Raw genomic sequence first — 13639 nt, forward strand, 5'->3', positions numbered from 1 at the left:
TTACAGGCCATGCGAGAGCGTCAGCTGCGGAGCATGAGCGGGCACCTGCGGAGCATGAGCAGGTTGGGGGTGGGTTGGTCAGGAGAGCCAGGTGGGGCGGAGGGGCATGCCGGACTCGCCGTGGTCGCCGAGGCGGATCGCCAGCACCTGGTGCAGTTCGACCTGATTGCGCTCGAAGCCCAGGCGCGATCCGGCGATGTACATGCCCCAGATCTTCGCGGTGGCCAATCCGACCTCGGCCACACACGCATCCCAGTGGGCGACCAGGTTGGCCGACCATGCCGCGCAGGTCATGGCGTAGTGCTCACGCAGGTTCTCTTCGTGGCGCACTTCCAGCCCGGCGTTCTGCGCCTCGGTGATGATCTTTCCGGCACCGGTGAGCTCCCCGTCGGGAAAGATGTACCGGTCGATGAATCCGCGCTTGACCCGAGGGACGTGATCGTTGTCCGGCCGGGTGATGCAGTGGTTCAGCAGCCGGCCACCGGGACGCAACCGCTGCCGCAGGAAGCGGAAGTACGCCGGATAGTTGGCCACCCCGATGTGCTCGGTCAACCCGATCGAACTCACCGCGTCGAAGCCGGTCTCCGCGACGTCGCGATAGTCGGCGTAGCGCACCTCGGCCAGCTCGCCGAGGCCGTCTCGCTCGATGGCCTGCTGCGCCCAGCTCGCCTGCTCGCGCGACAGGGTCACCCCCAGCGCCGAGACGCCGTACTCGCGCGCGGCGTGACGCACCATGCCGCCCCAGCCGCAGCCGACGTCGAGCAGCCGCATGCCCGGCTTCAGGTCGAGCTTGCGCGCGACCAGGTCGTACTTGGCCGCCTGGGCCTGCTCGAGGGTGGCATCGGCGGTGGGATAGCAGGCGCAGGTGTAGGTCATCGACGGGCCCAGCACCATCTCGTAGAAGGCATTGGACACGTCGTAGTGGTGGTGGATCGCCTCGGCGTCCCGGGTGCGCGAGTGCAGCATGCCGTACAGGACGCGACGCCAGTCCGGCAGCGCCTCCTGCGGCGGCGGCGGGGGCGGCACCAGGCGGGCCACGCCGAGCGCCCGAGCCGCCCGGGCGAGGGTGACCGGGTCGGGACGACGCCAGTGCAGTCCCTCACCGAGGGCCACCAACAGGTCATAAGGGTTGCCGGGATGGACACCGAGCACGTCGAGGTCGCCGGCTACGTAGGCCCGGGCCATACCCAGCGACCCGGGCGCGGTCGCCAGATACGCGACGCCGCGCGGCGAAGTGACGTGAAGACCGATTGCCGCATCCTCGGGTCCGGTGCGACTGCCGTCATAGGCACTGAACCGGAAGGCGACCGGGGTCTCGGTGAGGAGATCGACGATGTCGGCCAGGCGTAGGTCGGCGGCGGTGGGTGCCGTCCGCCACGGACTGAACAGCGTTGCCATGTAGTACTCCCGTGGTTGCATACAGTAACCAGAGATCGTCGGAACCGCTCAGAAGCGAGGGCGACGACACTCTATGTCGCAGGTCAGAGCCCTGCCATCGGACAAATGCGCCCGACACCCTGCCCGGACATCACCCGTGCGGGAGTGCGGCCGACAGAGGCCTCGGGCACGGATCGGATGGATGACACAGAACCGACAAACCGGGGGAGATGGGGCGAAGTTTTCCGCCAAGCTGTCACAGGATCATCCCGGACATCACCTTTGATGGGCAGTTCGAGATACAGGGCGTCACCGAGAGGGGTCTCACATGCTCCACATCGAGGTCTTCAGGGCCGTGTGGTCAACGCTGCGTCAGCGACTGACCGATCAGCGGGTCCAGGACGACGGTTCGGTCAGTGTGGAACAGGTGATCATCACGGCGGGGTTGGTCACCGTCACCGTGGTGGCCATCGCCGCGTTGATCGCCGGCGTGACGAAGTACGCAGGCAAGATCTGACGGCGGCTGCCATCACGATCTCCGGACGCCGGGCGCCGGGCTGGGCTCACCCGCGTGACCGAGGCTCGGCCGCCGTCGAACTGGTGGTGTTGTTCCCGGCACTGCTCGCCCTGATCTTCATCGTGGTGCAGGCCGGCCTGCACTACTACGCCCGCAGCGTGGCCCTCTCGGCCGCACGCGAGGGAGTGCGGGCAGCCGCGGTGCAGGACGGCACGGCCGCTGATGGCCAGGCCGCCGCCGACGCGTTCCTCGCCCGTGTCGCCGATGACCTGCTGGCGGGCAGCCAGGTGAGCGCCGACCGGACCGCCCAGACCGTCACGGTCACCGTCACCGGCACGTCCCTGAGCCTGGTGCCGGGCTACCCCGGCTTCGCGATCAGCCAGCAGGCCTCGGCCCCGGTGGAACGGGTGAGCTGACCATGACGTGGCGATGGGCCGGGCAGAGGGAGCGGGCGAGGGAGCGGGCGAGGGAGCGGGGCTCCGCCTCGGTCGAGACGGTGATCCTCGCTCCCGCCCTGCTGATGTTCCTGACCTTGACGATCTACGGAGGACGGGTGGCCATGGCACGCCAGGCGGTCCACGCCGCAGCGGCGGACGCCGCCCGCACGGCGTCCATCGCCCGAACCCAGAGCGCGGCCACGGGCACCGCTCAGGTGTCCGCCACTGCCACGCTCGCCGCCGAGGGTCTGCGCTGCACGGCGCTGCAGGTCAACCTCGACACCGCAGGGTTCGCGGTGGCGGTGGGGACGCCGGCCACGGTCTCGGCGACCGTCAGCTGCACCGTCGACCTGAGTGACCTGGTCGCTCCGGGGGTCCCGGGGAGTCGGCAGGTGGTCGCCACGGTCACCAGTCCGCTGGACACCTTCCGGGAACGCGGATGAGACGGAACGAGCACCGGCCGGACCCTGCGCGCGACGACCGCGACGACGCAGGCGCGGTGAGCGTGTTCGCCGTGATCGCCGCGACCATCCTGGTGATGTTCGTCGGCGTGGCGGTCGACCTGAGCGGACTGGTGCACACCCTCGAACGCGCCCAGGACGTCTCCCGGCAGGCAGCACGGGCCGCCGCGGAGGCCGCCGACGCGCCCCGGGCGATGCGCGGTGAGGGCCCGGCGGTCGACTCTGCCCGCGCCGTCCAGGCAGGCCAGCTGTATCTGAGCACGGCAGGGATGACCGGCACGGTGCAGGTCTCGGCCGACACGGTCACGGTCTCGGCGAGTGCCTCGTACAGCCCGGTGATCCTCGGCCTGGTCGGGCTCGGCCCCCGGTCACTGAACGGCACCTCGACCGCTCGGATCACCCAGGCACTGCAGGGAGTACAGCAAGGAGTTCAACCATGAGACGACGCCTGACCGGCGCCTTCGCCGTACTCGCGATCATCGCCGTGGTGGCGGGAGTTCCGCTGCTGCTCATCGCGATCGGGGCCGGCCCGGTGCCGGACCTGTTCACGTCCTGGTCGCGCGCCCGTGCCGCCCTCACCGCCCCGGACGACGGCACGCTGCTGCTCGCCCTGGCTCGGCTCGTCGCGTGGGGGGCCTGGCTGGTGCTCACCGCCGCCCTGGTGGTCGAGATCGGGTCGCGGCTGCGGGGGTTGCCGGTCCCTCACTGGCCGGCACTGTCCGTGCCGCAGGGTCTGGCACGCTCCCTGGTCACCGCGGCCGCCGCCACGTTCCTGGTGGCCCAACCAGCGAGTGCCGCGCCGATGCCGCAGCCGGCGCTGAGCTCGATCAGCCTGTCCGTCGGAGCGACCGGGCCGCTGCGGGCATCGATGGCCGCGCCGGCCCCGGTGACGGTCGCCGTGACCCATCGCGCCGGGCCGGCGAGCCCGCCGACGGCGCCGGCCACCGTGATGTCGGCGAGCCGGGACGAGGCCGTGCACGTGGTGGCGCACGGCGAGACCTTGTGGACCATCGCCGAGCGCTACCTCGGGGACGGCGCGCGCTTCGGCGAGATCGCCCGCCTCAACTACGGGCGAGTCCAGGCCGATGGCGAGGCACTCACCGACTCGCACTGGATCACACCGGGCTGGCGGCTGGTGGTGCCCTCACGTCAGACCGGTCGGGCCACCCCGACGCCGGCCGCACGCCCGGACAGCGACACCGCGACCGGCGATGTCGCCACGCCGCCGCACATCGTGGCCGACGGTGAGTCGCTGTGGGACATCGCCGAGGACCGCCTCGGCGACGGACAGGAGTGGCCGCGGCTCTTCCAGTCCTCCCAGGCGACGGTGCAGCCGGACGGCGGGCACTTGACCGACCCCGATCTGTTGCGACCGGGCTGGATCGTGACGCTGCCGGACGACGCGGCCGAACCCACGGCCGAACCCACGGCCGTGGTCGATCCCGCCTGGGGTGCCACACCGGCAGCAGCTCTGCCCGCGCCGGCTCCGTCCGTGCCGACTCCGCCCGTGCCGACTCCGCCTGTGGTGACGAGCTCGGTGCTCCCGGACGACGGCCTGGCCGACGGCGCTCCCTGGCTGGTGCGTACGGGCAGTGGGGTCGGAGCGCTGCTGGCCGCCGGATTGGTCGGCACGCTCGGCGCCCGGCGCCGGCTCCAGGACCTGCGGCGACGCCCCGGGCAACGGGCGGCCTCGCTGATCACACCACCCGCGATCTCGTCCACCGAGAACGCCCTCCACGTGGTGGCCGATCCGCTCGGTGTCGCCACCGTCGACATGGCGCTGCGCACCCTGGCCCGCGACTGCCATGCCGCCGGTCGGCACCTGCCCGCCGTGCGCGCCGTCCGGCTCACCCCGAGTCATCTCGAGCTGTACCTGGCCGAGCCGGCCGTGTTGCCCTCGGGCTGGACCACGCCGGCCGGCAGCGGCGAGGGCACGGTCTGGCGGCTGCAGCCCGACGAGGCCCCGGTGGCCGACGCCCGCCAACTGGCGGACATCCCGGCGCCCTACCCGGCTCTGGTCACCCTCGGCCACGACCCGGACGACGCGCACTTCCTGGTCGACCTGGAGTACCTGGGGGGCCTCGGCCTGACCGGTCCCCCCGACCGCACCCGGGCGGCGCTGGCCGCGATCACCGTCGAGTTGGCGACGTCGTCGTGGGCGGACGACGTCCGGCTGACCGTGGTGGGGGAGTTCGCCGGTCTGGAGGACGTGCTGTCGACTGGGCGGATCCGCTACCAACCGGCCCTGGGACGCGTGGTGGAGCAGTTGGCCGCTCGGGCGAGCCGGGATCGCGAACTGCTCGCCTCGTGTGGCCTGCCGGACGTCCGCTCGGCCCGCGCCGCGGCGAGCGCCGCCGATACCTGGATCCCCGAGATCCTCTTGATCGCCGGGCCGCTGGACGCCGAGCAGCACCGCCAGATCGCCGACGTGTTGCCGTCGCTGGCGGGGACCGCCCATGCCGTCGTGGTGGCGGGTCAGGCCCCGGGCCCCTGGTCGCTGGAGATTCCCGCGGACGATCGGCCCGGTCTGTTGGCTCCCATCGGGGTGACGTTGCGTCCCCAGGTGCTGGAGGACGCCGTGCGCCACGACGTGCTGCAGCTGATCGCCCTCGCCGATCCCGACCGGCCGGCCGACGAACCTGTCGACGGTGGGCCGGGCGACGGTGGGCCGAGCGGCGGCCGGCATGTGGCGATGCCGACCGAGCCCACCCTGACCGACCTGGCGACGGTGGTGGCGATCGAGGAGGATCTCGCCGCGCCGGTGCCGGTGGCGGCCCCCGCCCCGGCGCCCGACACCACTCACCCCGTGGTGCGGGTGCTCGGGACCGTGCGCATCGACGGCGCCCGGGGATCGGTGGAACCGTCGCGTCGGGCCCGGCTGACGGAGCTGATCACGTACCTGGCACTGCACCCCGGCGCCGCGCATCGTGAGATCGACGAGGCGATCTGGCCCGACCGGCGCACCGAGGACAATCTCAACACCCGTCACACAGCGACCTCGAAGGCCCGCTCCTGGCTGGGCCGCACGGACGACGACGAGGACTACCTGCCGCGCCATGCCGCCGAGCGGGAGTACCGGCTGCTGCCGCAGGTGCGCACCGACTGGCAGCTCTGGCTCGACCTGGTCGCCGATGGCGCGCAGGCGACCTCCACCCAGGACCTGGAGACAGCCCTCGCCCTGGTGCGCAGCCGTCCGTTCGACGGGGTGCATCCCAAGCGCTACGCCTGGGCCGATCGAATCCGCCGTCGCATGATCACCGAGATCGTGGACGCCGCCCACGAAGTCGGCCGCCGCCGGCTGACCGAGGGCCGCTACCGGGCGGCCGAAGCGGCTCTGGCCGTCGGACTGGCGGTGGAGCCCGGCTGGGAGCCGCTGTGGCGACTGAGGATCCTGACCGCTCACCAGGCGGGCAATCGAGCAGCTGTCACCGAGGCCATTGACCGGCTGTTGGCGATCACCGAGGCCCTCGGATCGGACCTGGAGCCCGAGACCCTGGCCCTGCTGGCGGCGGTGCGTCCGAACGGGTGACGACCGTCCGGCTTACAGAGGACCGCGCTTGCCGTGAGCGCATGGTGAACGCCCCGCGCGAATCACTGAACGAAAGATGAATTGTGCGTTAACGACTCCGGCGGGAATGGCGCCGGACATCCTGTGCCCCAAGAGGTTTCGGCGGATGATCAACATGAACAACGCGCTATCTAGGCGATTCGGCAGGACAAACGGCCTCTGTCGGGGCATGTGTTCTGGCTGACATCCTGATGACCTGCCGTCCTGGGAGGTAATCGTGAGTCTTCTCGTGGTCAGCGTCATCGCCGTGGTGGCGTTGGCACTGCTCTTCGACTTTTCCAATGGGTCCAATGACGCCGCCAACTCGATCGCGACCGTCGTGGCAACCCGTGCTCTGTCGCCCCGCAAGGCCGTGTGGTTCGCGGCCCTGATGAACTTCGCGGCGTACTTCATCGCCGGTACGCCGGTGGCCACCACCATCGCGAAGACCGTCAACATGAAGGAGATCGGAGGCTCGACCAACAACAACACGGTCGTGGCCCTCGTCTTCGCGGCCCTGTTCGCGGCCATCGCCTGGAACTTCCTGGTGTGGTTCTTCGGGATGCCGTCCAGCTCGTCCCACGCCCTGATCGGTGGCCTGGTCGGCGCCGGTCTGGCTGCCGGCGGCACCGCCGCCATCTCGTGGAAGGCCGTCCGCAAGGTCCTCATCGCCATCGTGGCCTCGCCCGCCGTGGCCTTCACCATCGCCGTGATCGCCACCGGCCTGGTGATCGGCTTCCAGAAGCTGACCAAGCTCGACGACCACGCAGCACCGTTCAAGTACGGCCAGTTGCTCTCGGCGGCGGCGGTCTCCGTCGGTCACGGCGCCAACGACGCCCAGAAGACCATGGGCATCATCACCGCTCTCATGGTCGGCACCGGGGTCGGCTCGGTCGCGATGAAGAACGGCAACCCCGTGGTTCCCGAGTGGGTGGCCCTGGCCGCCTACACCGCGATCGCCTTCGGCACCGTCTGGGGCGGCTGGCGCATCATCCACACCATGGGCATGAAGCTGACCAAGCTCAACGCCAAGACCGGTGTGGCCGCCAACATCGGCGCCACCGCCGCCATCTTCGGCGCCACCGCCATGGGCGTGCCGATCTCGACCACCCACGCGGCGGCCTCCTCGGTCGTCGGCGCCGGTGTCGCCGCCCGCCGTCACACCCGCTGGCGGGTCATCGGCGAGATGGTCGCCGCCTGGGTCATCACCATCCCGACGACCACCGCGATCGGCTTCATCCTGTTCAAGCTGACCCAGCTGGCCCAGCCGTTCAACTACGTCGCCGACGTCGTCATGGTCGGGCTGCTGCTGGCCGCCATCACCTGGGCGATGCTGCACCGCACCACCGCACACGAGATCGAGACCGAGGTCATGGAGCTCGACGTCCTCGAGAACGACATCGCCCCGGTCCACGGTGGCAAGGTCGCCGCAGTCGCAGCTGACTGACCGAAACACCCAGGTGCCACCGGCACCTGACAGTCCCATCGATAGGGGCGCTCGCACCGCGAGCGCCCCTATCGCTGTCTGCGACCTCCCCCGGGCCACGGTCCGGGCCACCCCCGACGAGGGCGTGGACTACGCGGTGGGGCGTGGTCGGCCGTGGCGGGGCTTGCGCGCCGGAGCGGGCTGCCGACCCTGTGGTGAGGACCGGCTCGGACGCCGCGGCGGCCGAGCGCCGGCAGACGGTTCGTCCACCCGGGTCAGGCCGATCAACTTGCCCGAGATCCGCGTGGCGGACAGGGCTTCGGCGGTGCCCTCCGGCAGGGCGGCAGGTAACTCCACCAGGGAGTGGTCGGCACGGATGTCGATGTGCCCGAAGTCGGCCCGGCTCAGGCCACCCTCGTTGGCGATGGCCCCCACGATGGCGCCGGGCTGCACCTTGTGCCGGCGACCCACCGAGATCCGGTACATCGCCAGGGCGACCTCGCCACGGGGACGCTTGACCCCGGCAACCCGGGCGGGGGCCTCCTTGCGCCGCCCCTCCGCGCGGGGGCCGTCCTTGCGCAGCGACTCCTTGCGGACGGACCGCGGTGGGTCGGGGGGCAGCAGGAACCGGGACCCATCGCGCGACATGACGGCCAGGGCAGCCGCGACGTCCAGCAGGTCGGCGTCGTGTTCGGCGGCGTACTCGGCGATCAGTGTCCTGAACGTCGCGAGCTCGGCCTGGGCCGGGCCGTGACCGGACGCCGCGGCGCTCAGGTGCTCGGTGAGCGACTGGGCGAACCGGGTGACCCGGGTGGTGTTGACGTCCTCGGCCGAGGGCAACGGCATCTCGGTGATCGGTTGCCGGGTGGCCCGCTCGATCGAGGCGAGCAGATGCTTCTCGCGCGGGGTGACGAACAGCAGCGCGTCGCCGGAGCGCCCGGCGCGGCCGGTCCGCCCGATGCGGTGCACGTAGGACTCGCTGTCCTGCGGAATGTCGAAGTTGACGACGTGGGTGATCCGGTCGACGTCCAGGCCACGAGCCGCGACATCGGTGGCCACCAGAATGTCCAGCGCGCCGCTCTTGAGCTCGCCGATGGTCCGTTCGCGCTGCGCCTGGGCCAGGTCACCGTTGATGGCGGCAGCCGACAACCCCCGAGCGCGGAGCCGCCCGGCGAGGTCCTCGGTGGCCGACTTGGTGCGGACGAAGACGATCATCGCCTCGAAGGGCTCGATCTCGATCACGCGGGTCAGGGCGTCGAGCTTCTCGTGGTGGCTGATCAGCAGATACCGCTGCCGGGTGTTCGCGGCGGTCATGGTCTTGCCGCGCACCGTGATCTCTTCGGCGTCGGTGAGATACCGCCCGGCCATCCGTCGGATCTGCGGCGGCATGGTCGCCGAGAACAGCGCCACCTGCTTGGCATCCGGCGTGGTCGCCAGGATCGTCTCGACGTCCTCCTGGAAGCCCATCTGCAGCATCTCGTCGGCTTCGTCGAGCACCAGGAACCGCAGCTCGTGCAGGTTCAGCGTGCCGCGGTTGAGGTGATCGATCACCCGACCGGGCGTACCCACCACGATGTGCGCACCCCGGCGCAACGCGGACAGCTGGGCGCCGTAGCTCGCGCCGCCGTAGATCGGCACCACGTGCACGCCGGGCAGATGCGCGGCATACCGGGCGAAGGCCTCACAGACCTGCAACGCGAGCTCGCGGGTGGGGGCCAGCACCAGGGCTTGCGGCGTCCGCTGGGTCGGATCGAGGCGAGACAGGATCGGTGCCGCGAAGGCCGCGGTCTTTCCGGTGCCGGTCTGGGCCAGGCCCACCACGTGTCGGCCGGCCAGAAGCGCCGGGATCGTCGCGGCCTGGATGCGGGAGGGGTTCTCGTAGCCGACATCGACCAGGGCGCGCAGCACGCGCTCGTCCAGGCCGAGGGCGGAGAAGGTGATCAGCGGGTCGTCGTCCGGTGCGGTCGTCATCGTGCTCACCAGGCTACGGGCCATTCGGTCGAGACCGGCACCAGACGGCTGCCTTCCACCGGAAGGTCATCCGATCACCGCGAGCCGGGCCGCCACCCCGAGGCGTGCCCGCGCCCGGTGAACGCGTTGCCGCAGCGCCGCCACGCTGGTTCCGGTGCACTCGGCCAGCTCGCGATAGGTGCGAGCCACGTCACGGTAGGTGCGGTGACCACCGGACCGGCGGGTCGGCGGGGCGTAGACCTCGAGCAGCAGCCCGGCGTCGTCCGGCGAGATCACGCGGCGTTCGACCGCCCAGCGCAGCAGCTCGGCCAGGGAGCAGTCCGGGTCGAGGTCCGCGACGACCACGGCGGCCTCCGGCGGCATCGCCCCGCCCTCGAGCAGGGCGCGGCGACCGTCGAGGATGGTCAGCGGATCCACCGGAACGTCTGCGGGGGGCCGGGTGGCGAGCAGCCGGTGCAGGGTCTCCATGGCCAGGTTGGCGGCGATCCTGCTACCGCGTCGCGCCAGCGGATACTCGCTGGCTGCTTGCCAGAACTCGGCCAGGGCCACCTGGAACCGCTCCTCGAGAGGTGCTCCCGAGCAGGCCACGTCGCGGAAGGCGAAGCTGGCGAGCTTGGGCAGCATGGCCTGCAACACGACTCGGCCGGCGAGGCTCTGACCGTCGAGGAACAACCCGACCAGGGCACCCAGGAGTTCGTCCTTGACCGGTGGGGTACCGGCATCGATGGCATCGACCAGGTCTGCGGGGCGCACCGGCTCGCCCAGGACCGGACAGCGCCGCGCCCACCTCTGGACGACGAGCACGCTGGCGGGGTCGCGGTTGAGTCGCACCCACTCCTCGGCCAACCGGCGTTCGAGCCGGGTGGGGTACCGACCCTCGGCGTCATCGTGACGCCGATAGGGAGCAGGGGCGTGAACCGTCTCGTGGGTGAGCACGCCAGGACCGTCTCGAACGACCCTTGCCCAATCCCTTGCCCGATGTCTTGCCCAGGCCGCGGAACTGCCTGATGCCCCGAATCGGGTGCCTGTCGTCGGTCACAGGCCGAGGAATCGACCGCCTTCTTCAGACGAGATCACACCACGAGACAGGAGGGGACATGCCCGCCATGACCACACCGATCGGCACCGCACGCCACCGGCGACCCGAGCCCGCTCTGACGGGGGACCCCCTGACCCTGATCGGCGCCCTGGCCGCCGGCCCGCTGGAGCACCCTGCGGCCCAGGCCCTGGGGCGAGCGGTCGAAGTGGCACTCGGACGACTGGACGGCGCAGCGGTCGCGCCGGCGCGCGGCGGCGTTACGGTGAGTCGGTGAGCGAGCAGGCATCCGAGGTGGACCGCCCTCGGGTGACCCTGGAGCGCCCGGCCCGCCGCCGATCGCCTGGCTGGATCCCCAACCAACACGGGGCCTGGGCGATGCTGGCCAGTCCCTTGCTGGTCGGCATCCTCGCCGCTGGACCGGCGTGGGCCCACCTGCCGCTGACGCTGTTCTGGTTCGTCGGATACTTCGCCTTCTTCGCCGCCGGGCTGTGGCTCAAGGCCTCGCGGCGGGCACGCCATCGCCCACCGGTGCTCGCCTACGGAGCTGCTGCGGCGATGCTGGGCGTGATCGTCGTCCTGGTCGAGCCGCGGCTGATCCGGTGGGTGCCCGCCTTCGTCGTGCCGCTGGCCGTCGGATTGTGGTCCTCGGCCCGGCGCACCGACCGATCATTGCTCAGCGGCCTGTCGACCTCGATGGGCTCGGCTCTGATGACGCTCGTCGCCTACGACGCCGGCGGCGGCACCGATTGGCGGCGTGCCGGGCTGCTGGCCGCGACCCAGGCCGCCTACTTCGCGGGCACTGTCTTCTACGTCAAGTCGCTCATCCGACAGCGCGGTGACGCATCCTTCCGACGCCTCAGCATCAGCTGTCATGTGGGGTTCGCGGTGTTGGCAGCCGCCGCAGTCGTGCTCGGCACCCGTACCCGAGCGACCGACATCGGGCACCTCGGGGTCTCCTGGTGGGTCGTGGCCGTCTTCGGCGTGCTCGCCGTCCGGGCTGCCTGGGTCCCTCGATTGACGCCGCCACCCCGTCCTGCCCGGATCGGCCTCGGCGAGATCGCCGCAACGCTCGCGGTGGCCGTGACGTCCCTGGCGGCGTGACGTGGCCGCCCGCCGCGCCGACGATGCCGCGCCGCACCGGGCGACGAGGCTCAAGGGGCGCAGGCGTCGGGCCGACGAGACCGATGTGGCCCCGATCCCCGAGCAGCGGCCGGCGGACTCGCCGGCCGGGGACGAGGCGACTTTGGAGGCACAACTCGCCGACCTCGAACGCCTGCGGTCGAGCAGTGTCGAGAGTCGGCTGGCCCGGGCCCGCGAGATCGAACTCGCCACCGCCTCGACCGGTGGCCCGCCGCATCGGCGAGCTCGCCTGATCGTCGCGGACATGCTCCACCGCCAGGGTGACGTGGCGCAGGCCGCCCAGCTCGCCACCGAGGTCCACACCTGGGCCGAGTCCACCGGGCATCGGGGCCTGCAGGCTCGGGCTCACCTGGTGCTGTCCTCGGTCTTCGAGGGCATCGGTGACACTGCAGCGGGCCTCGACCACGCCGTCCGCAGCATCGACCTACTGGACGACTCGGAACCGACGAGGGAACGCGGCGTCCACCTGTTGCGGCTGGCCGATGCACTCGCCGCCACGGAGACGGTCGAGAAGGCTCGCGAGCGCTACCTCGAGGCGGAGCGGGTGTTCGCCCAGGTCGGTGACGAATACATGCGGGTGACCGTGCTGAACAACCTGGCCTTCCTGGAGTGCGACCTCGGCGAGGCCGCGGCGGCCGTCGCTGCGGCGGAGCGGCTTCGAACCACAGCCGAGGCCGATGACGCCCTCAATGCCGACATCGCCGACACGGTAGCCCGCGCCTATCTGGTGGCGGGCCGCCTGGACGACGCGCTCTCGATCATCGACCTCGGCCGTCGGCTGCTGCAGGAACAGGGCGACTCACAGGTGTCCACCCCGGCCGAACTCGCCCTGACCCACGCCGAGGTCCTGCTGGCCGCCGATGAGCCCGACCTGGCCGGGGAGCGCGTCGAGGAATGCCTGCGCATCTGCGGCGAGCGCGGGCTGGACGGGCTACGCGTCCAGGCGCTCGCCGTCCAGGCCGAGGTGTTCGCTGCCCGAGGTGACTTCGAATCCGCCTACCGGACGCACCGAACGTTTCACGCCGAGGGCCAACTGCGCCGGTCGCGGCAGCAGGAGGCAGCCGCCCGGGCCCGTCAGGCCCTGTTCGAGACGGCCGAGGCACGACGCGAGGCCGAGCGCTTCCGCGCCCAGGCGCGCACCGATCCCCTGACCGGGATCCCCAATCGGCGCTTCGTCGACGAGCGGCTGCCGCACTATCTGAGCCGGGCGGCCGGTGCCCCGGGCGACGGCGCCGCCGCCGCCGCCGCCGCCGCCATCCTGGTGGCTGCCGTCGTGGACGTCGACCACTTCAAGCGGGTCAACGACACCTTCTCGCACGAGGTGGGTGACCAGGTTCTCCGTCGGCTGGCGGGGTGTTTGACCGCTGCCGCCGACGGGAGCGGCGATCTGCCGTCGTTCGCCGCCCGATTGGGGGGCGAGGAGTTCGTGATCGTGCGCTGGGACGACTCGCCGGCGGCGGCGGCCGCCGCCTTGGAGCGGCTACGCCGCGCGGTACAGAGTCATCCCTGGCATGAGCTGGCCCCGCGACTGCAGGTCACGATCTCGATCGGCACGGCGCTCGCCCGCCCCGACGACACCCAGCAGACGTTGCTGAGCCGGGCCGATGCCCACCTCTATGCCGCCAAGGCCGCGGGCCGTAACCGGGTGATCAGCGACCTCGAGGCGGCACGGACCGGCTGAGGCATCGCCGGCACGTGGGTCGTAGAGTGCTGCGGTGACCGCC

General features: G+C 71.3%; 12 protein-coding genes. 9 read left to right on the forward strand and 3 right to left on the reverse strand.

The genetic code is table 11. The annotated features are described in order from the left end of the window. Positions 1-78: 78 nt before the first annotated feature. The gene (locus IPK24_00070; protein MBK8073969.1) at positions 79-1398 is read right to left on the reverse strand and encodes a class I SAM-dependent methyltransferase; all 1320 of its coding nucleotides are present in this window, start codon (positions 1396-1398) and stop codon (positions 79-81) included. Positions 1399-1705: 307 nt separating this feature from the next. Here IPK24_00070 and IPK24_00075 point away from each other — a divergent pair, with 307 nt between their 5' ends. The 6 genes from IPK24_00075 (at position 1706) to IPK24_00100 (ending at position 7786) form a co-directional block, all read left to right on the forward strand. Next, positions 1706-1894, forward strand: coding sequence for a hypothetical protein (locus tag IPK24_00075; protein MBK8073970.1), 189 nt, complete (start codon positions 1706-1708; stop codon positions 1892-1894). Positions 1895-1977: 83 nt separating this feature from the next. After that, positions 1978-2310, forward strand: coding sequence for a pilus assembly protein (locus IPK24_00080; GenBank protein MBK8073971.1), 333 nt, complete (start codon positions 1978-1980; stop codon positions 2308-2310). Positions 2311-2312: 2 nt separating this feature from the next. Beyond that, entirely contained in the window at positions 2313-2774 is a 462-nt protein-coding gene (locus tag IPK24_00085) for a pilus assembly protein (protein MBK8073972.1), read from the forward strand. Beyond that, positions 2771-3232 (forward strand): hypothetical protein, encoded by a 462-nt coding sequence (locus tag IPK24_00090; GenBank protein MBK8073973.1) that lies wholly within the window; start codon positions 2771-2773, stop codon positions 3230-3232. Before IPK24_00085 ends, IPK24_00090 begins: the two co-directional genes overlap by 4 nt. After that, positions 3229-6321 (forward strand): LysM peptidoglycan-binding domain-containing protein, encoded by a 3093-nt coding sequence (locus IPK24_00095; protein ID MBK8073974.1) that lies wholly within the window; start codon positions 3229-3231, stop codon positions 6319-6321. Before IPK24_00090 ends, IPK24_00095 begins: the two co-directional genes overlap by 4 nt. A 235-nt stretch (positions 6322-6556) precedes the next feature. Next, on the forward strand, positions 6557-7786 hold the full coding sequence (locus tag IPK24_00100) for an inorganic phosphate transporter (protein ID MBK8073975.1): 1230 nt from the start codon (positions 6557-6559) through the stop codon (positions 7784-7786). A gap of 129 nt (positions 7787-7915) precedes the next feature. On the opposite strand, the gene IPK24_00105 is transcribed toward IPK24_00100, so the two are convergent. Further along, entirely contained in the window at positions 7916-9736 is a 1821-nt protein-coding gene (locus IPK24_00105) for a DEAD/DEAH box helicase (GenBank protein ID MBK8073976.1), read from the reverse strand. 66 nt (positions 9737-9802) lie between these two features. Further along, on the reverse strand, positions 9803-10672 hold the full coding sequence (locus IPK24_00110) for a hypothetical protein (GenBank protein MBK8073977.1): 870 nt from the start codon (positions 10670-10672) through the stop codon (positions 9803-9805). A gap of 161 nt (positions 10673-10833) precedes the next feature. Here IPK24_00110 and IPK24_00115 point away from each other — a divergent pair, with 161 nt between their 5' ends. From IPK24_00115 to IPK24_00125, 3 genes are read left to right on the forward strand one after another with little or no spacing between them, the layout of a single operon-like run. Next, entirely contained in the window at positions 10834-11049 is a 216-nt protein-coding gene (locus tag IPK24_00115) for a hypothetical protein (GenBank protein ID MBK8073978.1), read from the forward strand. After that, on the forward strand, positions 11046-11876 hold the full coding sequence (locus IPK24_00120; protein MBK8073979.1) for a YwiC-like family protein: 831 nt from the start codon (positions 11046-11048) through the stop codon (positions 11874-11876). Before IPK24_00115 ends, IPK24_00120 begins: the two co-directional genes overlap by 4 nt. Position 11877: 1 nt before the next feature. After that, entirely contained in the window at positions 11878-13596 is a 1719-nt protein-coding gene (locus IPK24_00125; GenBank protein ID MBK8073980.1) for a GGDEF domain-containing protein, read from the forward strand. The last annotated feature ends 43 nt before the right edge of the window (positions 13597-13639 follow it).

Source organism: Kineosporiaceae bacterium, from assembly GCA_016713225.1.
Classification (GTDB): Bacteria; Actinomycetota; Actinomycetes; order Actinomycetales; family Kineosporiaceae; genus JADJPO01.